Annotated in this window: 18 protein-coding genes and 1 tRNA gene; all 19 read left to right on the plus strand. The window is 72.3% G+C overall.

Annotated features, from left to right (window positions below; translation table 11 throughout):
- The first annotated feature begins 30 nt into the window (after positions 1 to 30).
- The 19 genes from RB146_02435 to RB146_02525 all read left to right on the plus strand — a co-directional run bounded on the left by RB146_02435 (position 31) and on the right by RB146_02525 (position 20,156).
- On the plus strand, positions 31 to 1,059 hold the full coding sequence (locus RB146_02435) for an ABC transporter substrate-binding protein (GenBank protein MDQ7827838.1): 1,029 nt from the start codon (positions 31 to 33) through the stop codon (positions 1,057 to 1,059).
- A 3-nt stretch (positions 1,060 to 1,062) separates the two neighbouring features.
- Positions 1,063 to 3,303 carry an iron ABC transporter permease gene (locus RB146_02440; protein ID MDQ7827839.1) on the plus strand — a complete coding sequence of 747 codons (2,241 nt, stop codon included), beginning with the start codon at positions 1,063 to 1,065 and terminating at the stop codon, positions 3,301 to 3,303.
- A complete protein-coding gene (locus tag RB146_02445; GenBank protein MDQ7827840.1) occupies positions 3,300 to 4,403 on the plus strand; it encodes an ABC transporter ATP-binding protein in 1,104 nt (367 codons plus the stop codon). Before RB146_02440 ends, RB146_02445 begins: the two co-directional genes overlap by 4 nt.
- A gap of 6 nt (positions 4,404 to 4,409) precedes the next feature.
- Positions 4,410 to 5,873, plus strand: a complete 1,464-nt coding sequence (locus tag RB146_02450) for an FGGY family carbohydrate kinase (protein MDQ7827841.1) — start codon at positions 4,410 to 4,412, stop codon at positions 5,871 to 5,873.
- Entirely contained in the window at positions 5,870 to 6,859 is a 990-nt protein-coding gene (locus tag RB146_02455) for a hypothetical protein (protein MDQ7827842.1), read from the plus strand. Before RB146_02450 ends, RB146_02455 begins: the two co-directional genes overlap by 4 nt.
- Positions 6,859 to 7,662, plus strand: coding sequence for a hydroxypyruvate isomerase family protein (locus RB146_02460; GenBank protein ID MDQ7827843.1), 804 nt, complete (start codon positions 6,859 to 6,861; stop codon positions 7,660 to 7,662). The genes RB146_02455 and RB146_02460 overlap by 1 nt, the downstream gene beginning before the upstream one ends.
- Before the next feature lie 127 nt (positions 7,663 to 7,789).
- The gene (locus RB146_02465; GenBank protein ID MDQ7827844.1) at positions 7,790 to 8,695 is read left to right on the plus strand and encodes a 2-hydroxy-3-oxopropionate reductase; all 906 of its coding nucleotides are present in this window, start codon (positions 7,790 to 7,792) and stop codon (positions 8,693 to 8,695) included.
- Between the two features lie 218 nt (positions 8,696 to 8,913).
- A tRNA-Asp gene (locus RB146_02470) sits at positions 8,914 to 8,992 on the plus strand.
- Positions 8,993 to 9,314: 322 nt separating this feature from the next.
- Positions 9,315 to 9,959 carry a response regulator transcription factor gene (locus tag RB146_02475; protein MDQ7827845.1) on the plus strand — a complete coding sequence of 215 codons (645 nt, stop codon included), beginning with the start codon at positions 9,315 to 9,317 and terminating at the stop codon, positions 9,957 to 9,959.
- Positions 9,960 to 10,239: 280 nt separating this feature from the next.
- On the plus strand, positions 10,240 to 10,473 hold the full coding sequence (locus RB146_02480; GenBank protein MDQ7827846.1) for a hypothetical protein: 234 nt from the start codon (positions 10,240 to 10,242) through the stop codon (positions 10,471 to 10,473).
- 51 nt (positions 10,474 to 10,524) lie between these two features.
- Positions 10,525 to 11,457, plus strand: a complete 933-nt coding sequence (locus tag RB146_02485) for a polysaccharide biosynthesis/export family protein (protein ID MDQ7827847.1) — start codon at positions 10,525 to 10,527, stop codon at positions 11,455 to 11,457.
- 46 nt (positions 11,458 to 11,503) lie between these two features.
- Positions 11,504 to 13,126, plus strand: a complete 1,623-nt coding sequence (locus RB146_02490; GenBank protein MDQ7827848.1) for a hypothetical protein — start codon at positions 11,504 to 11,506, stop codon at positions 13,124 to 13,126.
- A gap of 10 nt (positions 13,127 to 13,136) precedes the next feature.
- Complete coding sequence (locus RB146_02495; GenBank protein ID MDQ7827849.1) at positions 13,137 to 13,799, plus strand: CpsD/CapB family tyrosine-protein kinase; 663 nt, start codon at positions 13,137 to 13,139, stop codon at positions 13,797 to 13,799.
- 28 nt (positions 13,800 to 13,827) lie between these two features.
- Entirely contained in the window at positions 13,828 to 14,334 is a 507-nt protein-coding gene (locus tag RB146_02500; GenBank protein ID MDQ7827850.1) for a transcription termination/antitermination NusG family protein, read from the plus strand.
- Between the two features lie 112 nt (positions 14,335 to 14,446).
- Positions 14,447 to 15,781 (plus strand): nucleotide sugar dehydrogenase, encoded by a 1,335-nt coding sequence (locus RB146_02505; GenBank protein MDQ7827851.1) that lies wholly within the window; start codon positions 14,447 to 14,449, stop codon positions 15,779 to 15,781.
- Positions 15,732 to 16,979: a glycosyltransferase family 4 protein gene (locus RB146_02510; protein MDQ7827852.1), complete on the plus strand. Its 1,248-nt coding sequence runs from the start codon at positions 15,732 to 15,734 to the stop codon at positions 16,977 to 16,979. The genes RB146_02505 and RB146_02510 overlap by 50 nt, the downstream gene beginning before the upstream one ends.
- Complete coding sequence (locus RB146_02515) at positions 16,970 to 18,097, plus strand: glycosyltransferase (GenBank protein MDQ7827853.1); 1,128 nt, start codon at positions 16,970 to 16,972, stop codon at positions 18,095 to 18,097. The genes RB146_02510 and RB146_02515 overlap by 10 nt, the downstream gene beginning before the upstream one ends.
- Positions 18,097 to 19,095: a deacetylase gene (locus tag RB146_02520; protein MDQ7827854.1), complete on the plus strand. Its 999-nt coding sequence runs from the start codon at positions 18,097 to 18,099 to the stop codon at positions 19,093 to 19,095. The genes RB146_02515 and RB146_02520 overlap by 1 nt, the downstream gene beginning before the upstream one ends.
- A complete protein-coding gene (locus tag RB146_02525; protein MDQ7827855.1) occupies positions 19,092 to 20,156 on the plus strand; it encodes a GNAT family N-acetyltransferase in 1,065 nt (354 codons plus the stop codon). The genes RB146_02520 and RB146_02525 overlap by 4 nt, the downstream gene beginning before the upstream one ends.
- The last annotated feature ends 24 nt before the right edge of the window (positions 20,157 to 20,180 follow it).

The following is a 20,180-nucleotide window of genomic DNA, read 5'->3' on the forward strand; positions in this document are numbered from 1 at the left end:
ACGACATCGTCAGGGAGGGAGAGGATGCCCATGGGAATGCGGAGCGCTCTGCTGGTCCTGCTGGCCGTGCTGGTGCTGGCTCCGCTCGGAGCGGTGCGCGCCGCGCCGGGCGGACAGGTGAACGTGCTGTGCAGCCCCAACCCGGCCTGGTGCGACGCCATCAAGGTGGAGTTCCCCAAGGCCACGGGGATCGCGCTCAACTACGTCCGCCTGAGCTCCGGCGAGGCGCTGGCCCGCCTGCGCGCCGAGGGGGAGAACCCCTCCTTCGACGTCTGGTTCGGCGGGACGGGCGACCCGCACATCGTGGCCAACGAGACGGGGTTGACGGAGTTCTACCGCCCCAAGGCCTGGGCCGATCTGCGGCCCGAGCTGCGCGAGGCCGTGGCGAACAAGTACATCCCCCTCTACGCCGGCATCCTGGGGTGGGCGATCAACGGCGGCCTGCTGCGTGAGAAGGGCATCCCGGTGCCGCGCACCTGGCAGGACCTCGGGCACCCGCGCCTGCGCGGGCTCGTGGCCATGCCCAACCCCAACACCAGCGGCACCGGCTACACCATGCTGGCCACCGTCGTCCAGATCTACGGTGAGCGCGAGGCCTTCGAGCTGCTCAAGCGCATCCACCGCAACGTCGCCCAGTACACCCGCGGCGGAGCCGACCCCGGCGTGCTCACCGGGCGCGGTGAGGTGGCCGTGGGGGTCACCTTCATCCACGACGCCGTGGACAACGTCCTCAAGGGCTTCCCCATCACCTACGGGGCGCCGTCGGACGGCACCGGGTACGAGATCGGCGGTCTCAGCCTGGTGCGACGGACGCGTAACCGCGAGGCGGCCATCACCTTCATCGACTGGGCCCTGACGCCGGAGGCGCAGATGATCGCGGCCACCCAAGGACAGTCCTACCAGATCCCGTCCAACAGCAAGACGCCCGTCCCCCGGGTGGCGCCGCGCTTCCAGGACTTCAAGGTGATCAAGTACGACTTCCTCAAGTACGGGTCCGCCGCCGTCCGGGACGCCCTCGTGCGCCGGTGGACGACGGAGGTCTTCCCGCTGCCGAAGTAGCGCTTGGCCAGGCCCCTCCTCCCCTCGGGCGCGCCGCCGCTCGCCCTGCGGACCGTCCCCGTGCAGTGGACGGCCATGGGGTGGGGGGCGGCCGCGCTCGTCGTGGGGTTGCTCCTCCCCTGGACCCGGGAGGAGCGGGCGGTGTGGGCGTATGCCGCCGACGCCACGGGTGCGGCGCTGCTCCGCACCACGCCCGGGGTGGGGCTGGCCCTGCTGGCCGCGGCGCTGGCGGTGCTGGTCGGCGTGGCGCCGCTGCCGCCGGTGCGCCGGGGGCAGTGGCTGTGGCCGCTCGGGCTGGCCGGAGCGGTCACCATCCTGGTCACCGCGCTGGTGCTGGGGCGGCCCGTGGGCCTGGGCGCCATCCTCCTCTTCCTCGCCCACCTCACGCTGGCGGGGACGGGGCTCGCGCTCAGCGGCGCGCTGCGCACCGACCCCTTCACGGCCGCCGCGGTGCTGTGGGCGGCCGTCTTCGTGCTGCTCTTCATCCTCCTGCCGCTGGCGGAGGTGCTGGCGGCGGCGGTCGTGGTCTCGGGCCGGTTCACCCTGGACGCGGTGCGGGAGACGATCCGCTCACCGGCCTTCTTCCTCCTCGACCGGCCGGCCACGCCGCTGGACGAGGGGCGGGCGGTGCTGGCCGTGGGCGCGGGTGGAGCGGCGGTGGGGGCCGCCTGGAGCCTCCTGGCCCGCCACCCCCTGCGGGCGGTGGTCGTCCGGACCCTCGCCGCGGGCCTTGGCGCCGGCGGGCTGGCGGCACTGGTGCTCGGCTTCGGTGCCGTGCGCAACAGCGTGCTGCTGGCGCTGGCCGTGGGCGGGCTCTCCACGGGAGTCGGATTCCTCTTCGCCCTGCTGGGGGAGCGGTCGCGCCTCCCCACGCGGCGCCTGCTCGGGCCCCTCTCCATCCTGCCCATCATCACCCCGCCCTTCGTCCTGGGGCTGGCGATGATCTTCATGTTCGGCCGGCGCGGGTTCATCACGCACCAGCTCCTGGGACAGTCGACCACCCTCTTCTTCGGGCCGCTCGGGGTGGGCGCGGCGCAGGTGCTGGCCTTCACCCCCATCGCCTACCTGGTGCTGGTGGGTGTGGTGCGTGCCCTCGACGTGGCCATGGAGGAGGCGGCCGAGACGCTGGGCGCGTCACGCTGGCAGGTGCTGCGGACCGTCATCTGGCCGCTGGCGCGGCCGGGGCTGGCCAACGCCTTCCTGCTGGTGGCCATCGAGAGCCTGGCCGACTTCGGCAACCCCTTCGTCGTCGGCGGCGGCGCGCCGTTTCTGGCCACGCAGGTCTTCGACGCCATCAGTGGCCGCTTCAACCCGCACGAGGCCGCGGTCTACGGGGTGACGCTGCTGGGGATGACCCTCACCGTCTTCCTGGTGCAGCGGCTGTGGCTGGGGCGGCGGGGCTACGTCACCGTCACCGGCCGCCCCGGCGCGGGGCTGGCCCGCCCCCTCCCGCGCTGGCTCGACCTGGGTGGCACCGCCCTCTTCCTGGGGTGGGTGGCCCTCACCGTGCTGCTCTACGGCTCCGTCTTCGTGGGGGCGGTGACGCGGCTGTGGGGGTTCGACGACACCGTCACCCTCGCCCACCTCCAGGGGCTCACCCCGCAGGGGTGGGCGGTGCTGTGGAATTCCGTGCGCCTCTCCGCGCTGGCGGCGGTGCCCTCGACGTTGCTCGGTTTCCTCATCGCCTACCTGGTGACGCGCGTGGCCTTCCCGGGCCGGTCGGCGCTGGAGTTCAGCGCCATGCTCTCCTTCGCCGTCCCCGGCACGGTGATGGGGATCGGCTACATCCTGGCCTTCAACCAGGGGGTGCTGCTCCTCACCGGCACGGAGGTCATCCTCGTCCTGGCGTTCGTCTTCCGCAATATGCCGGTGGGGATCCGCGCCGGGGTCGCCGCCCTGCACCAGCTCGACCGCGCCATCGAGGAGGCCTCCACGCTGCTGGGCGCGGGGACCGCCTCCACGCTGCGGCGCATCGTCATGCCGCTCGTGCGGCCGGCGCTGCTCTCGGGGCTGGTCTTCGCCTTCGTGCGCGCCGTCACGGCGGTGAGCCAGGTGATCTTCCTCATCTCGCCGCAGCACAACCTGGCCACGACGCAGATCCTCTCCTACGTCCAGTACGGGACGCTGGGGCGCGGGGCGGCGCTGGCCTCGGTGGTGATCGTGCTGCTGGCCGCGGTGGTGCTGGCCCTCTACCTGGTGACGAACCGCCTCGACCCGCGCCTGGTCCGGGAGGTGGGCGCGTGAGGACGACGCCCGGCCCGGAGGCGGCCCCGGCGGTTCGAGGGGGCGGCGTGCCGGTGCGCCTTGTCGAGGTGACGAAGCGCTTCGGCCCGGTGGTGGCGGTGGACCGCCTCACCCTGGAGGTGCCGGCGGGACGGCTCGTCACCTTCCTCGGCCCGTCGGGGTGCGGCAAGACCACCACCCTGCGGCTGGTGGCGGGCCTGGAGGCCCCCACCGCCGGGCGCATCTTCATGGGCGAGGAGGACGTCACCCGGCTGCCGGCGGCGCTGCGCAAGGTGACGATGGTCTTCCAGTCCTACGCCCTCTTCCCGCACCTGACCGTCTTCGAGAACGTCGCCTACGGCCTGCGCATCAGCCGGGTGCGGGAGGCGGAGGTGCGCCGGCGGGTGGCCGAGGCCCTGGCGCTGGTCGGCCTGCCCGAGGTGGAAGGGCGCTACCCCGCCCAGCTCTCCGGCGGCCAGCAGCAGCGCGTGGCCCTGGCCCGGGCGCTGGTCATGGAGCCGCGCGTGCTCCTCTTCGACGAGCCGCTCAGCAACCTGGACGCCAAGCTGCGCCGCCGCGTGCGCGCCGAGATCCGCGAGCTGCAGCAGCGGCTCGGCATCACCAGCATCTACGTCACCCACGACCAGGCGGAGGCGTTGGCGCTCTCCGACGTGGTGGTGGTGATGCACCAGGGGCGCGTGGAGCAGGTGGGGACCCCCGAGGACCTCTACCGCCGCCCGGCCACGCGCTTCGTCGCCGACTTCATCGGCGAGGCCAACCTCCTCCCTGCCCGCTACGACGGCGGGCGCGTCACCGTGGGCGGCTACACCTTCCCCTTCGCCCAGCCGGGGATGGGCCCAGGGGCGGTGACGCTGATGGCCCGTCCCGAGGCGGTGCACCTGGCGCGCGACGGAGAGGGGCTGCCGGGGCGCGTGCGCACGGCCTTCTTCATGGGGATGACCACGGAGTACCTGGTGGAAACGCCGGTGGGAGAGGTCACGGTGGTGGAGCCACTGGGCGCGCGGGAGGCCTTCCCGCCCGGCGCGGAGGTGGCGCTGCGCTTCCGGGAGGCGGGGCTCTTCCTCCTGCCGGGGATGGGTCCGGGCGACGCCCGCTCCTAACCGATCATGGCCCCATCGCCCACGATCCTGACCCTCGACCTGGGGACGACCGCGCTCAAGGCCGCCCTCTTCGACCTCGATGGCGACGTGCTGGCGGCGGCGCAGTCCACCTTTCCCACGCGCCGGCCCCGCCCTGGGTGGGCGGAGCAGGACGCGCAGGCGTGGTGGCAGGCGACGGTGACCGCCACCCGCCAGGTGGTGCGAGACGCCGAAGCCTCTATCCGTGCCCTGGCAGGGGTCGGGCTCACCTCCCAGCGCGAGGGCGTGGTGCCGGTCGACGACCGGGGCGAGCCGGTGGCAGCGTGCATCACCTGGATGGACCGGCGCGCCCAGCCCGAGGCGGAAGCGCTCGGGCGCGAGTTCCCCGACCTCCACCGGCGCACCGGGATGCGGCCGGAGGCCACCTTCACCGCCGCCAAGGTGCGCTGGCTGGCCCGCCACAAGCCCGAGACGCTCCGCCGCGCCCGCTGGCTCCTCCAGCCGCGGGACTTCCTCTATTACCGGCTGACCGGCGTGGTCCTGACCGACCCCTCGCTGGCCTCGCGCACGATGCTCTTCGACCTGCGTACCCGCGCCTGGGCCCCCGACCTGGTGGCCGCGGCGGGAGCCTCACCAGACCAGCTCCCTCCCGTGCTGCCCTCCCTGTGGGCACCCGGGCGGCTGACCGCCGAGGCGGCGCGCGCGCTGGGCCTGACCGAGAGGACACCGGTCCTCGTCGGCGGCGGAGACCGGGCCTGCGAGGCGCTGGGTACCGGGGCCCGCCCGGGCCGGGCGATGGAGTCCACCGGCACCACCACCAACCTCTCCCTGCCTGCCGAGGGCCTGCCTGAGGTCCCCGACGGAATCCTCGTCTCCCTGCACGTCGTGCCGGGGCAGGTTCTGCTGGAGCAGGGGCTCAGCGCCTCCGGGGCGGTCCTGGCGTGGGTGCGGGCGCTCACGGGGCTGACCGACGCGGACCTGGACGAGGTGGTAGCGCACAGTCCTGCCGGCGCCCGCGGGTTGCGACTGCTCCCCCACTTCCACGGGGCGCGGGCCCCCTGGTGGGATCCTGCGGCGCGCGCGGTGTGGTCGGGCTTCACGCTGGCGCACGACCGCCCCGACCTGGTGCGCAGCGTGCTGGAGGCGGTGGCCTGCGAGGTGCGCGGCTGCCTCGAGGTGCTGCGCGCGAGCGGCCAGCGGGTGGAGGAGGTCGTGCTGGCGGGGGGTGGCGCCCGCAGCCGGGTCTGGGCGGCGATCAAGGCGCACACCTGGCGCCTCCCGGTGCTCCTGCCCCGGGTGACGGAGGCGGCCTCGCTGGGGGCCATGGTCCTGGCCGCGGCGGGGTTGGGGCTGCGCCCGCTGGAGGAAGCTACCACCCTCAACCCGCCGGTGGGGCGGATCGACCCGGATCCGGCGCTGGCGGCGCAGTACGACCGCGTCTACGCCGAGCACCGTGCCCTCTACCAGCGGATGCGTGACGTGCGGGCGTGACACCTGACCCCATGGCCCAGCACGCCCTGAGCCTCCCACCCGACGTCGTCGCCCGCCTGGTGGACCTGCGCGTCCACCAACCCCAGCGGGTCCTGGACGCCGCCCGCACCCGCCAGCGTCGGAGCCGCCTGGCCGGGCCGAACGGCCGGCTGGTCCTGCTGGCGGCCGACCACCCCGCCCGCATGGTCACCGCCGCCGGCGGCGACCCCCTGGCCCTGGCCGACCGGTGGGGCCTGCTCGCCCGCATCGCCGCCGTGCTGGAAGAGCCGGGGGTGGACGGCGTGATGGGCACCGCGGACCTCCTCGATGACCTCCTGTTGCTCGACGAGGTGCGCATGGAGCGGGGGGAAGCGCCGCTGCTGCGGGAGCGCGTGCTCGTGGGCTCGATGAACCGCGGTGGCCTGGCCGGCAGCCGCTTCGAGCTGGACGACCGCTTCACCGGGTACACGGCCCGGGGCATCGCGGCGATGGGGCTGGACGGGGGCAAACTGCTCGTGCGCGTCGACCCCGACGACCCCGGCACCGTGGCCACGCTCGAGGCCGCCGCCCGGGCCGTGGACGCCCTGGCCGACCTGGGCCTGGCCGCCTTCGTCGAAGTTCTCCCGGTGCGGAAGGTGGAGGGACGGCTCGCGGTGACGGTCGAGGCGGAAGCCCTTGCCGCAGTGGTCGGGGTGGCGACCGGGCTGGGGAGCTCCTCGCGCCATGTCTGGCTGAAGCTGCCCGCCTGCCCAGGCTACGACCGGGTGGCCCGGGCCACCACCTGCCCCATCCTGTTGCTGGGAGGGGATGTGGCGCCGGCGGAAGCGGTCCTGCGGGAGACGGCCGAGGCCCTGGCCGCCGGGCCAACGGTGCGCGGGGTGCTGATGGGCCGCAACGTGCTGTTTCCCTCGGCGGGCACCCCGCGAACGATGGCCCGGGCCGTCGCCGCCCTGGTCCACGAGGGGGTCGGCTTCACCGAAGCCCGGCGACTCCTGGAGGTGGGATGATGCCCCGCTTCTCCGCGAGCCTGAGCTTCCTCTTCACCGAGGTGCCGTTCATGGAGCGGTTCCAGGCGGCCTACACGGCCGGCTTTGCGGCGGTGGAGTACATGTTCCCCTACGAGCACAACCTGGAGGCCATCGCCGCCGAGCTGTCGCGGCTCCAGCTCCGGCAGGTCCTCTTCAACCTGCCGGCGGGCGACTGGAGCCGTGGGGAGCGCGGGATTGCCGCCCTCCCCGACCGCCGGGAGGAGTTCCGCCGGGGCGTGGTCCAGGCCCTGGAGGCGGCGCGGCGCCTGGACTGCCCTCGCCTGAACTGCCTCGTGGGGTTGCGGGACGAGCGTTACACTCTGGCGCAGCAATGGGCGACTCTGGTGGAGAACCTGCGGTGGGCGGCGGAGGAGCTGGGCCGGGAGGGACGCACCCTTCTGGTGGAGGCGGTCAACACGTACGACGTCCCCGGGTTCCTCCTGTCGCGCACGGGAGAGGTCCTGCGCCTCCTGGACGATGTGGGCGCTCCCAACACCGCCCTCCAGGTGGACATCTACCACCTCCAGCGCATGGAGGGGAACATCGTGCCCACCCTGCGGGCGCTGCTGCCACGCATCGGGCACATCCAGATCGCCGACCCCCCGGAGCGCCACCAGCCCGGGACGGGGGAGCTGCGCTTCGAGTACATCCTGAGGCAGCTCGACGCCATGGGGTATGAGGGCTACGTGGGGCTCGAATATGCTCCCCTGGGGACGACGGCGGACTCGCTGGGGTGGATCGAGGCCATGGGGTACAGCCTGACCCAGCCGGCGGGGCGCTGAGGCCGCGGCCGCGAACCTCTCGACCGCGAACCCTGTAGTCCGGGCTCGCTGTGCTCCGGAGTCAGCGGCCGGGCCATCCCGGCGCTTCCCGGGCTAAGGCACTTCCCGGGCCAAGGAGGAGGCACAAATGCCACAGACCGTCGGGTTCATCGGGTTGGGGATCATGGGGAGGCCCATGGCCCGCAACCTCCTCCGGGCGGGCTTCCGGCTCGTGGTGCACAACCGCAGCCGGGGACCGGTCGAGGAGCTGGTGACCCAGGGAGCGCTGGACGGCCGGTCGGCCTGCGGGGTGGCCGAGGCGGCCGAGGTCGTGATCACCATGCTGCCGGACACCCCTGACGTCCGGGCCGTGGTCCTGGGGCCCGACGGGGTGCTGGAGGGGTTGCGCCGCGGGGCCATCTACGTCGATATGAGTACCATCTCGCCTGTGGCCACCCGGGAGCTGGCCGAAGCGGTGCGGGCCCAGGGGGCTGTCATGCTGGACGCCCCCGTGAGCGGCGGTGAGAAGGGGGCGATCGAGGGGACGCTTTCCATTATGGTCGGAGGTCCCGAGGAGGCCTTCAGGGAGGTCCTGCCGGTCTTCCAGGCCATGGGCAAGAATATTGTGCGCATCGGGGAGGTGGGGGCCGGCCAGGTGGCCAAGGCCTGCAACCAGATCGTCGTGGCCGTGACCATCCAGGCGGTCAGCGAGGCGCTGACCCTGGCCCGCAAGGCGGGGGTGGACCCGGGCAGGGTGCGCGAGGCGCTGCTGGGGGGCTTCGCCCAGAGCCGCATCCTCGACCTGCACGGGCAGCGCATCCTGGAGCGCAACTTCCAGCCCGGCTTCCGAGCCCGGCTCCACCACAAGGACCTGGGGATCGCCCTGGAGACGGGGAAGGCCACAGGGACGCCGCTGTGGGCCACCGCGCTCGTCCACGAGATCTTCGGCGCGCTCCGGACCCGCGGCATGGGCGATTTGGACCACTCTGCCGTCGCCCGGCTCGTGGAAGAGCTGGCGGGGCTGGGGGACGCGGGGCCGCAGGGCGTCCACTGAACAGGGCCTCTGACGTCGTTGTGGCCCGGTGTTGTGGCCCGGTGAAGAGGCTTCCAGGAGGATCGAAGGGCCGTCGGCGCAACGGACGGTCTGTGGGCAACTTTGAGTAAAGTTCGGGGTGGCGCAATGCCGGTTTGACCCCCGCTCGATGGCGCCCCTATAATGCCCTCGGCGGGAGTGGCTCCGAGGGCGTCAGCCGAGCCTGAGCCCTGCTGCTCGGGGGCGTGGTGTAGCCTGGACGAACACACCTCCCTGTCACGGAGGAGATCGCGGGTTCAAATCCCGTCGCTCCCGCCAATCGGCGTAGGTCGGTGCTCTCGCCATCGGCGTAGGCGGGGATGAGCTCCGGCCCTCTGTCGATCAAGGAATCTCCCCTCCGTCTATCGAAGTAAGAATCCCTCCGTCGCTCGGCAGAGGAACGGGCCTAGTCCTCGCTCGATTTGGGCACAGGATAGGCGGCGTGCCAGCGCAGGGAGGCGTGCCGGAGGCGCCTAACAGAGAAAGCAGTGCTGGGACGCGGGCCCGTCCTGGATGGCCGTGGTGACGGCGGTCCGGCGGCGGCAACATCCCCTCCCCAATCGGGAAGAGCAGGAGCGAGTCGGACGTGGATCTCTCTCCCGTGCGTGTCCTCATCGTGGACGACCTCACCCTGGTGCGCCAGGGGATCCGTGCGCTGCTCAGCAGCGCCGAGGGCGTGGAGATCGTCGGCGAGGGTGGTGACGCTTCCGAGGCGCTGGAGCTGGCGCTCGCCACCTCGCCGGACGTCGTCCTGATGGACCAGGACATGCCCGGTAACCCTCTCGAGGTCACCCGCACGCTCAAGGAGCGGCTGCCGGGTGTGGAGATCATCGTCATGACCGACCGGCTCGACGAAACCAAGGCCCTGGAGGCCATCGAAGCCGGTGCCACGGGGTACATCCTCAAAGACATCCCGCTGACGAACCTGCTGGCCGCGCTCCGGTCGGTGTGCAACGGTCGGGCCTTCTTCCACCCCGAGATCACCCGCAAGCTGATGCAGCGGCTGGCCCACCTGGCCAAGGACCAGCGCTCCCGGATGCGCTGGGAGTCAGAGGGGCTCACCGCCCGGGAACTGGACATCCTCATCGAGCTGGCCAAGGGCAGCACTGACCGGGAGATTGCCGCCAAGCTGGTGGTGGCCGAAGGGACGGTGAAGACCCACATTCGCCACATCCTGCACAAGCTGGGGGTCCGCAACCGCACCCAGGCCGTCGCCTACGTCCTCCGCAAAGGCCTGATCCGCTAGCCCCGCCGCAAGGGAGCCTGGACCGCTCTCTCGGGAGGGCGGTCACCCCGAAACCCCGCCCCGGGTGGCTCGTCCGGCCCCCGGCGCGTCTCGGTCCACCGCCTCCTCGGAGCCCCGGCACCCTCCAGGAGATTTCAGGCGAATCTATCGTCCAGTCGGTCAATTTCGGTCTCTTGAGATATCGACACCGTCCACGCCCTCGGCCTAGACTGCGGTCGATCCAGGGGACCAACCGGGCGGATCGACTCCACGCGCGCCAGGCGCTGATCCGAGGGATGGTATGCCTGAGCCCGTGTACCTCAATGCGCGCGCCGAGCAGTGCTCCATTGCCGGGATCGAGCAGGGCCGCCGGCTGATCAGGTACGCAGGGGCGCACTACCTCCTCGTCGGGCTGTACTTCGCGCGCTCCCAGGACGGGCAGCGCGACCTCTTCTACATCTTGCGGGCGCTCTCGACCAATGGGGCTGGAACGCGCGCCCCGGTCTCGATGGGTGGACCTCCCGGAGGTCGGTGAGACCACCGGAGGGCACGGCGATGGAGAACGGCAGCCGGAGGTGACGGGATCGTGAAGGGACCGCTGTGGAAGGTGGCCGTGATGGCTGTCGTCATCGCCCTCCCGCTGGCGCAGGCCCTGCCGGTGCTGGGCCAGCAACCGGCCGTGCCGTCGGACTACCGCCTCCGCCCCGGTGATGTGATCGAGATCCTGGTGATGGGCGAGGCGGACCTCACCCGCACGGTGACCATCCGGCCGGACGGGAAGATCAGTTACCCGCTGCTGGGCGACGTCCCCGTGGCGGGGATGACCGCCGCGGAAGTGGCCGACTCTCTGGCCGCGCTCCTGCGCAAGTACCTCCGGAACCCGGTCGTCACCGTTACGGTGACGCAGATCCGACAGGATCGCGCCTTCGTCTACCTCCTGGGTCCGGGGGTGGCCCGTCCGGGATCCTACGAGATCCAGCCCGGCTGGACGGTCATGGAGGCCATCGCCAGCGCCGGGGGGCTGGCCCCCCGTGCCAACCTGCGCCGCGCCGTCCTCATCCGGCGAGGGAAGGCCGACCCCGTGCCGCTCGACCTGGAGCGCCTGGTCCTGCGCGGCGACCAGAGCGCGAACATGGCGGTCGAGCCCGGCGACATCATCCTCGTCCCCAGCCAGCAGAACCGGGTGCTGGTCCTGGGCGCGGTGCGCTCCCCGGGTGCCTATGACGTCGACGACGGCGCCCGCCTGGTGGACGCCATCTCGCTGGCCGGCGGGCCGGCCGACCGGGCCGGCATTCGGCAGATCGGGATCATCCGGCAAGGTGCCGACGGGAAGATGGCCGTGACGACGGTGAACTTCGAGCGCGTCCTGCGCCAGGGTGATGCCACCCAGAACCCGCTCCTGCAGCACGGGGACATCGTCTACATCCCGCCGGACACGCGGGTGAACTGGCTCGACGTACTCTCCTGGCTGACCGGCCTCCGGCTCATCCAGGCGGTCTTCGGGATCCCCGGCCCCTGAGGGCGGGGTGAGCAGGGCATCGCATCCGCCGTGGGGGAGAGGCGACATGGGTGAGCAGAGCGCAACGGGACAGTACCTGAAGGCGATCAAGCGCCGGTGGTGGATCCCCGTGTTGCTGGCGGCCGTCGCCGTCGTGGGCGTCTACTACCGGATGGGGGCGGTGCCTCCAGTTTATCAGGCCAGCACGGTCCTCCTCGTGACGGCGCCACCCCTGATGCCGCCGGAGGTGCCCGGCGCGGAAGCGGGAGCGGCGGCGGGCGCGTTCCGGGCGACCCGCATCGACGCGGTGGAGGCGGACGTTCGGGAGCTCCTCCGTACCCGCGTCCTGGCCGAGCGCGTGGGACGCCGGGCTGGTCGGGCGGACATCGCCGAGGTGCAGCGCAGCCTCACCGTGACGAACCCGCGGGATACCAACCTGATTCGCATTCAGGCACGGGCCAGTACGCCGGCAGCGGCCGCCGGGTTGGCCAACGCGGCCGCCCGTGAACTGATCGGGTACTTCCGCCAGGCCAACTCCCATGATGCCCGGGAGGCCCGACGGTTCATCGAGACCCAGCGGGGTGAGGTGCTGGAGCGCCTCCAGGCGGTGGAGCGGCGCCTGTTGCGGCTGCAGGGCCTGGCGACGATCGAGGGCGCCCCAGGGGCGATTGTGGGACGCTACTACGAGGCGCTGGGTGAGCTCGACAACACGCGGCGGACGATTCGGGAGCTGGATGCCCGCCTGGCCGCGGCGAGCCGCCGTCTGGGTCGGGAGAGCTCGACCCGAGTCTCGGAGACGGCGCGGCTGGACAACCCGGTCTTCCGTCAGATCCAGTCGCGGCTGGTCGAGTTGGAGATGCAGCGCATCGAGCTGTCGCAGCAGTACACCGACGCTCACCCGCGAATGCAGCAGCTGGCGGCCCAGATCGATGAGATGCGTCGTCGGCTGGCTACGGAGACGGAGACGCTGGTCGGTCGCCAGGTCCTCGCTCCCAACCCCATCCACGAGCGGCTGGTTGGTGATCTGGTCAACCTGCAGGTGGAGCGGGCGGGGGCGGTGGCGCGCGCCCAGGCCCTCGAGGCGGACGTCCAGCGGCGCCGGGCAGCGGTGCAGGCTCTCCCCGGCATCCAGGCCCGGCTGGGGGCGCTCATGCGCGAGCACGAGATCCTGCAGAACAACTACCGGCTCCTCTCGGAGCGCCTCCAGGAGGCGGTGCTGCGCGAGAACGTGGCGGCGTACTTCCCCACGGGCCTGCAGGTGGTCGACCCGGCGGTGGCGCCGCGGCGGCCGCAGCCGACCTCACTGCCCCGAACGGCCGCCGCTGGCGCGCTGGCGGGCGTCCTGCTCGGGTTGCTCGCCGCCCTCACCCTGGAGACGGGCGACGACAAGATCCGCACCCGCGACGACGCCGAGCGGGCGCTGGGAGTGCCGGTGCTCGCCGAGATTCCCCACGCGGCGCCCCCGCGGCTCAGTCCGGCAGTCTGGGGCCTGGCCGTCCTGCTGGTCGTCGGTCTGCTCGGCGGCGGGCTGGGCCTGAGCGCCTATGCCGATGCCCGCCTCGGCCCCGGCCACCCGGCCGGAGCGCTCGCCCGGCTGCCGCTGGTCCGTCCGGCGGCCGATCGGGTGGCCCAGGCCGCGGGGTGGTTTGACGTCCAGCCGGTCCGCACGACCGTCGAGACCGGCCGGTGAGGAGGCACGGATGAGCAGGAACGGGTTCTACACCGTTACGGGGATGAAGCAGGGGTCCTCGTTCGTCGAAGCCTACGGCTTGCTGGTGGTCAACCTGATCCTGGGGCACAACGGCACCCCGGTTCACTGCCTGGCCGTCACGGCGGCACGTGAGGGAGACGGGGCCACCACCACGGCGGTGAACATCGGGCTCACCCTGGCGCAGATCGGCCGTGCCACACTCCTGGTGGAGGCCAACCTGCGCACGCCAGCCTTTGAGAAAGTCTTCAAGCTGAAGGACGGTCCGGGCCTGGTTGACGTGCTGACCGGGGCGAAGCCGGTGAAGGAGGCCGTCCGGCCGACCGGAACCGCCAACCTGTCCGTGCTGACGGCCGGCAAGCCCAAGGGCTCTCCGCACGCACTGCTCGACCCCCGGCGGATCGAGACCCTGGTGCAGCAGCTGCGACAGGGATACGACTTCGTGGTCTTCGATACCGCGGCACTGTTGAAGTACCCGGACACCCTCAACCTGGTGAGGGCGGTGGATGGCATTCTCCTGGTGGTCCCGGTGCATGACGCCTCGGGACGGACTCAGCAGGAGATGCGCCGGCGGCTGGAGCGGGTTGAAGCCAAGGTGCTCGGGGCGGTGCTGAACCGCGTGCCACCGGCTCAGGTGGCGGCGGTCATGGGCTGAGACGGGACTGGAGGCCAGCGTCGCGACCGTGAGCTGCGCCTGGTATGCCGTTCAGACCAAGCCCCGGGCCGAGGAGCGCGTCTCGCGCTGGCTGCGCGAGCGTCACCACATTCGGGTCTTCCTGCCCAAGCTCGCCGTGCCCAAGTGGCGGCGCCAGCGACGCGTCACGGTCATCGAGACGCTCTTCCCGTCGTACCTGTTCGTGTGGATGTCGCTGGATCCGGGACCCTGGTACGCCGTGAAGTGGACGCCGGGGGTCCGGGCCATCGTCACCACCGGTGAGGTGCCGGTGCCTGTCCCCGACGAAGCCATCCATTTCCTGATGGATCGGTCGGTGGACGGCGGCGTGATCCCCTGGCAGCCGCGGTACCCGGCCGGGTCCACTGTGCGCGTGCTGCGCGGACCGTTTGCCGGCCTGGTGGGCATCCTGGAACGCCCCACCACCAGGCAGGAACGCGTCCGGGTGCTGCTGAGCCTCCTGGGCCGGCCGACGCCGGTGGAGGTGGACATCCTGGATCTCGAGGAGGTCTCCTGACCGCTCCCGCCTCGGGAGTGTGGTCGGCACCGCGTAGACCACAACCTCCTCGCCACGTCGGGTGGAGAGTCCGACCACCCAACGGCGGAGCCATGCCCCTGACACCATCGCCATGGCCACGCTGACCCGCGCGACCCACCGACCGATCCGCTCCTTCGACGAGCGGGTACGGGCCCGCCAGGCCACGGTGGCGGTGGTCGGACTCGGGTATGTCGGCCTGCCGCTGGCCGTGGCGTATGCCGAGGCCGGCTTCCCCGTGGTAGGCGTCGACATCGACCCCGACAAGGTGGCCACGGTGAATGCCGGGCGCTCGCCCATCGGTGAAGTCTCCGACGCCACCATGGCTCAGGTCGTGGCCCACGGTCGCCTGCGAGCCACCGGCACCGCTGAAGCCCTGGCCGGGGCGGACGTGATCTTCATCTGCGTGCCCACGCCCTGCACGCGCAACAAGGAGCCGGACACGACCTTCATCCGCCAGGCGGCCGAGGGAATCGCTGCGCATGCTCGTCCCGACCAGCTCGTCATCCTCCGCAGTACGAGCTACCCCGGGACGACCGAGGAGCTGGTGCGGCCGGCACTGGAGCAGCGGGGGTGGCGGGTGGGTCGCGACCTCTTCCTGGCCTTCGCCCCCGAACGAGTGGACCCGGGACGTCGCGACTACGGGATCCGCAACACGCCCGTGCTCGTGGGCGGGTGCGACCCCGAGAGCACCCGGCGGGCCAGGCTGGTGCTCAGCCAGGTGACGGACCGCGTCGTCTCGATGTCCTCGCCGGCGGCGGCCGAGATGGCCAAGCTGCTGGAGAACGTCTTCCGCAATGTGAACATCGCGCTGGTGAACCAGCTGGCCGTGCTCTGCGACCGGATGGGGCTGAACATCTGGGAGATCGTCGACGCCGCGGCCACCAAGCCCTACGGCTTCCTGGCCTTCCGCCCCGGGCCGGGCGTGGGGGGGCACTGCATTCCGGTCGACCCGTACTACCTGGCCTGGAAGGCCCGGGAGTACGACTTCCACATGGACTTCATCGAGCTGGCGGCCCGCATCAACGACGACATGCCCTATTACGTCGCCAACAAACTCATCCTCGCCCTCAATGGTGCACGCCCAGGTCGCCGGCGCCGGGTGCTGGTGCTGGGGGTGACGTTCAAGCGGGACGTCGACGACTACCGGGACTCCCCGGCGCTGAAGGTCATCGAGCTGCTCACGAAAGCGGGCGTGCAGGTGGACTACTACGACCCCTATGTGGCCGTCCTGCCGCTGAACGGGAGGACGCTGCGGCGGCGGCCACTCACCCCGCAGCTCCTGCGGGCGGTGGACTGCGTGGCCATCCTCACGGACCACTCCACCGTCGACTACGCTCGGGTCGTCCGCCACGCCCGCAGGGTCTTTGACGCCCGGAATGCCACTGCCCACGTCCGCCGGGAGCGCGACAAGATCATCACCCTCTGACCCCCGCCAGGCCCCGGCGCCGCTCGGGGCCGGGCCGGCCGTCCTGCAGGTCATCCAGGAGGGGACGCTGCGCGGGGCTGAGGTCTTCGCCCTGGACCTGTCGGCCGCGCTGCGCCGGGCGGGCTGGTCGGTGGTGCTGCTGAGTCTCTTCCGGGTCGAGGCGAGTTTCGCCGAGGCGGCTGCCGCGGCAGAGGTGCCGCTCGTGACGGTGGCGGCGGGAGGCCGGGCGGCCGGCTTCGACCCTCGGGTGCTGGTCGGAGTGCGCAGGCACATCGTGCGCGGGCGGTTCGGCGTGGTCCAGGCCAACGGTGCGGCGACCCTGAAATACCTGGCTGCGGCCCGGCTGACGGGCCGCGAGCCCTGGACGCTCGTCTACCGGGCCATCGGGATAGGCTCGTTCTGGCGCCGGGGGTGGCGCGGCCGCCTCTACCGTCCGTTGCTGCAGCGGCCCCACCGGATCGTCGCGGTCTCCGGGGCGGTGCGGGACGACCTGACGGCCTCGGGGGTTTCGCCGCAGCGGGTCGTGGTGATTCCGAACGCGGTGGACCCCGCCCGCCTGGCCGGCCACCCGCTAGAGCGGGCTGCCGTCCGCTCCCGCCTGGGCATCGGGGAGGAGGAGCGCGTCCTGGTCTACGCAGGGAGCTTTTCGCCCGAAAAACAGGTCCCCGCTGTCCTCGAAGTGGTTCGGCGGTGCCGTGCCAGCGGCCTCCCGGTGCGTGCGATCCTCGTCGGGGACGGCCCCGAGCGCGGTGTCCTGGCAGAGGCGCTGGGCCACGACGGTCTGCGGCAGGCTGTCGCGCTCCTGCCACCCCACCCGCGCGTGGCGCCGTTCCTGCGCGCAGCCGACCTCTGCCTGCTGCCCAGCCGGACAGAGGGCATGCCCGCGCTGCTCATCGAGGCCGGCCTCCTCGGCGTCCCCGCCGTCGCCTACCGCGTGGGCGGGGTGGGGGAGGTGGTCGAGAACGGCGTCACCGGCACCCTGGTCCCGCCGGGAGACCTCTCCGGGCTGGCGGCCGCCGTCATGGCCCTCCTGCGCGATGACGCCCGCCGTCAGGCCATGGGGCGGGCCGCGGTCGCCCGCTGCCGGCGGTTTACGATCGACGCGGTGGCCAGCACCTATGCGGCGCTCTACCAGGGCCTGATGCCCCATGGGGTCGGGCGCCCATCTACAGGCGATGGAGCGGGGCGATGGGCGTGACACCGCACCGCCTGCGGGTGCTGCTGGTGATCAAAGGGCTGGGCGTGGGAGGTGCGGAGCGGCTCCTCGAGCGGGCCATCCCCTACCTGGACCGGGAAACCTTCGAGTACCAGGTGGCCTATCTGCTGCCCTGGAAGGATGCCCTCGTCCCGCCGTTCCGGGCCGCCGGCATCCCGGTGCACTGCCTGGAGTACCGCGCTCCGCTGGACCTGCGCGTGATCCGTCGGTTCCGTGCCCTCGTTCGGCGTGAGCGGTTCGCCCTGGTCCACGCTCACCTCCCTGTGGCCGGGCTGCTGGCACGGCTGGGCCGGCGCCTGGGAGATGTCCCGCGGGTGATCTACACCGAGCACGGCCTGCCGTCCCACTATCGCTGGCCCACCCGGTGGGCCAACGTCCTCACCTACCGGTGGGCTGACGCCGTGATCGCGGTCTCCGAGGCGGTGGCCGCGGGCGTGCGTCCCTACATCAAGGGGGACCGTCCGCGCCTGGTGACGATCGTGAACGCGGTCGACGCCGACGGGATGACGACCACCCCGGAAAGCCGTGAGGCGGTACGCAGGGAATTCGGGATCCCGGCGGACGCACCGCTCGTCGTAACGGTCGGCAATCTCCGTCCGGTCAAGGGCCACGCCGTGCTGCTGACGGCGGCGCGGCGGGTGCTGGCGGCCGAGCCCCGGGCGCGTTTCCTCATCGTGGGGGTGGGCCCATTGGCTGAGCACCTGCCGCGGGAGGCCCGGCGCCTCGGGCTGGATGGCCAGGTGATCTTCACGGGCTTCCGCGCCGATGCGACCTCGATTATCGCGGCGTCGGACGTCTACGTCCTGCCATCGCTCGACGAGGGGCTCCCCGTCAGCCTGCTAGAGGCGATGGCCCTGGGGCGGGCGGTCGTGGCTACGCGCGTCGGCGGGATTCCCGAGGTCGTCCTCCCGGACCGCACCGGGATTCTGGTGGAGCCCAACGACCCGGAGCGCCTGGCCTGGGAAGTGCTGGGACTGCTGCAGACCCCCGAGCGTCGTCGGCAACTGGGCGAGGCCGCACAGGCGGCGGCCCGACAGCGGTACGGTATGGGGCCCATGGTGACGGCCATCGAGCAGCTCTACCGGGAGGTGGTCGCGTAATGCCGCGGCCGGCCTTCCTGGTCACGATCGACACCGAGGCCGACGACCTCTGGGCCCGGCCGCGGCACCTCACGACGCGCAACACGGCGGCGCTGCCGCGCTTCCAGGCGCTCTGTGAGCGCTACGGGATCCGCCCGACCTACCTGGCGACCTACGAGGTGGCTGTGGACCCGGTCTTCCGCGACTTCGGGCTCGACCTGCTGCGCCGCGGGGCAGGGGAGATCGGCATGCACCTCCACGCCTGGACCACTCCGCCGATCGTCCCGCTGACGGACGACGACCTGACCGCGCAGCCGTACTTGATCGAGCACGACACCGAGGTCATGCGGCTGAAGATCGGCACGCTGACCCGGCTGCTCGAAGAGACATTCGGCCGCCGCCCCGTGAGCCACCGCGCCGGCCGCTGGGCTCTGGACGCCCGCTATGCCCGTCTCCTGGTGGAGTTCGGCTACCGGGTCGACGCCACGGTCACGCCCCACGTCTCCTGGCAGGACCACCGGGGGGCTCACGGGGGCGGGCCAGATTACCGGGGCTTCCTCTCGACGCCGTACTTCGTCGACCTCGAGGACATCCGCCGGCCCGGGGCCTCGCCGCTCCTCGAAGTCCCGGTGACCGTGCTCCCGCGCTCACGCCCGCGCCCGGCGGCCCTGGAGCGGCTTTTCGCCCGCAGCCGTACGGGCCGCCGCCTGCTGGACCGGTACCTGCCTGCGGTCTGGTGGCTGCGCCCCAACGGACGGAACGGGGGGCGGCTGCTCGAGATCGTCCAGCGGGGCATCGACCGCGGCGTGGCGCACCTGACGATGGTCCTGCACTCCTCGGAACTGGCGGTCGGCCAGAGCCGGGTGTCGCGCACCCGCAAGGCCCTGGAAGACCTCTACCGCGACCTGGAGCGCCTCTTCGCCGCAGCATCCCGGTCTTGCTGGCCGGCCACGCTGGCGGAATTCTCCGCCGCCTGGGCGGGGCGGATGGCGCCGGTCGGCGCGGCCGCAGTGGGATGAGTACCGGGTTCGCCCTGCGTGCCTACCAGCCCGGGGATGAGGCGGCGGTCCTGGCGCTGCTCCGGCAGGTCCTGGGCGAGGGCGGCCGGGCATTCGAGCGCACGGAGGCCTTCTGGCACTGGAAGCACGAGGCCAACGTCTTCGGCCGGTCCATCCTCATGCTCGCCACACAGGACGAAGTCGTCGGGGTGCGGGCCTTCATGCGGTGGCGCTTCCGGTCGGCCCACGGCCCGCTCGGCGCCGTGCGCGCCGTGGACACGGCCACCCACCCGCGGGCGCGCCGTCGGGGCGTCTTCTCCACCCTGACGCGCGCCGCCGTGGCGCAGGCGGAAGCGGCGGGGGTGGACCTGATCTTCAACACTCCCAACCGCCTTAGCCTCCCCGGGTACCTGAAGCTCGGCTGGACGCGGGTAGGGCGTCCCCTCTTGCTCGTCCGGCTCGTCCGCCCCCTGCGCGTGCTCGCCGCAGTACGCGCCCGCCGGACCCCGGCCCGGCCGCATGCCTACACCCCCGGGCACGAGGTCGTCGGCCGGAACGGCGCCACCCCGGACGCGCCCGGCGACCTGCCGCAGGTGCGCGAGTGGCTGCAGGCCTTCGACGTCGAGAGGCTGCTGGCCGAGGCAGACCGCCTGGAGGGGGAGGGGATCCGCACCGACCGGTCCGTCGCCTGGCTGCGCTGGCGCTACGCGGAGGCGCCGACGCTTCCCTACCAGGCCGTCTGGACGACCGATCCGGGACCTGCGGTGCTCGTGGTGCGGATGGGCGCGCGGGGAGGCCTGCGGGAAGCGATGCTGAGCGAGGTCCTGGCCTCGCCGCGCGGGGTCTCCGCGCTGGGGAAGCTGGTGCGCTGGGTGGTGGCGGCGGCCGCGCCAGACTACCTGGTGGCGCACGCACCCTGGGGCTCCGTGCGCTGCCGTGCACTGCTGCGCGCCGGGTTCGTGCCGCTGCCGTGGGTCGGTCCCGTCCTCACGGTGCGGCCGCTCAGCGCCACGGCGCGGGCCGCCGGGCTCAACCGACCCGGCGCCTGGCAGCTCTCCCTGGGAGACCTGGAGATCTTTTGAGGCCTACAGCCGGCCGAGGAGGGT

It is taken from the genome of Armatimonadota bacterium (genome assembly GCA_031081585.1).
Taxonomy (GTDB): Bacteria; Sysuimicrobiota; Sysuimicrobiia; order Sysuimicrobiales; family Humicultoraceae; genus Geohabitans; species Geohabitans tengchongensis.

Coding starts and splice junctions, on each gene's coding strand:
- RB146_02460 (MDQ7827843.1), top strand. CDS start 6,859: ATGCCCCGCTTCTCCGCGAGCCTGAGCTTCCTCTTCACCGAGGTGCCG.
- RB146_02515 (MDQ7827853.1), top strand. CDS start 16,970: ATGGGCGTGACACCGCACCGCCTGCGGGTGCTGCTGGTGATCAAAGGG.
- RB146_02465 (MDQ7827844.1), top strand. CDS start 7,790: ATGCCACAGACCGTCGGGTTCATCGGGTTGGGGATCATGGGGAGGCCC.
- RB146_02480 (MDQ7827846.1), top strand. CDS start 10,240: ATGCCTGAGCCCGTGTACCTCAATGCGCGCGCCGAGCAGTGCTCCATT.
- RB146_02490 (MDQ7827848.1), top strand. CDS start 11,504: ATGGGTGAGCAGAGCGCAACGGGACAGTACCTGAAGGCGATCAAGCGC.
- RB146_02510 (MDQ7827852.1), top strand. CDS start 15,732: ATGCCACTGCCCACGTCCGCCGGGAGCGCGACAAGATCATCACCCTCT.
- RB146_02525 (MDQ7827855.1), top strand. CDS start 19,092: ATGAGTACCGGGTTCGCCCTGCGTGCCTACCAGCCCGGGGATGAGGCG.
- RB146_02505 (MDQ7827851.1), top strand. CDS start 14,447: ATGGCCACGCTGACCCGCGCGACCCACCGACCGATCCGCTCCTTCGAC.
- RB146_02450 (MDQ7827841.1), top strand. CDS start 4,410: ATGGCCCCATCGCCCACGATCCTGACCCTCGACCTGGGGACGACCGCG.
- RB146_02435 (MDQ7827838.1), top strand. CDS start 31: ATGGGAATGCGGAGCGCTCTGCTGGTCCTGCTGGCCGTGCTGGTGCTG.
- RB146_02520 (MDQ7827854.1), top strand. CDS start 18,097: ATGCCGCGGCCGGCCTTCCTGGTCACGATCGACACCGAGGCCGACGAC.
- RB146_02495 (MDQ7827849.1), top strand. CDS start 13,137: ATGAGCAGGAACGGGTTCTACACCGTTACGGGGATGAAGCAGGGGTCC.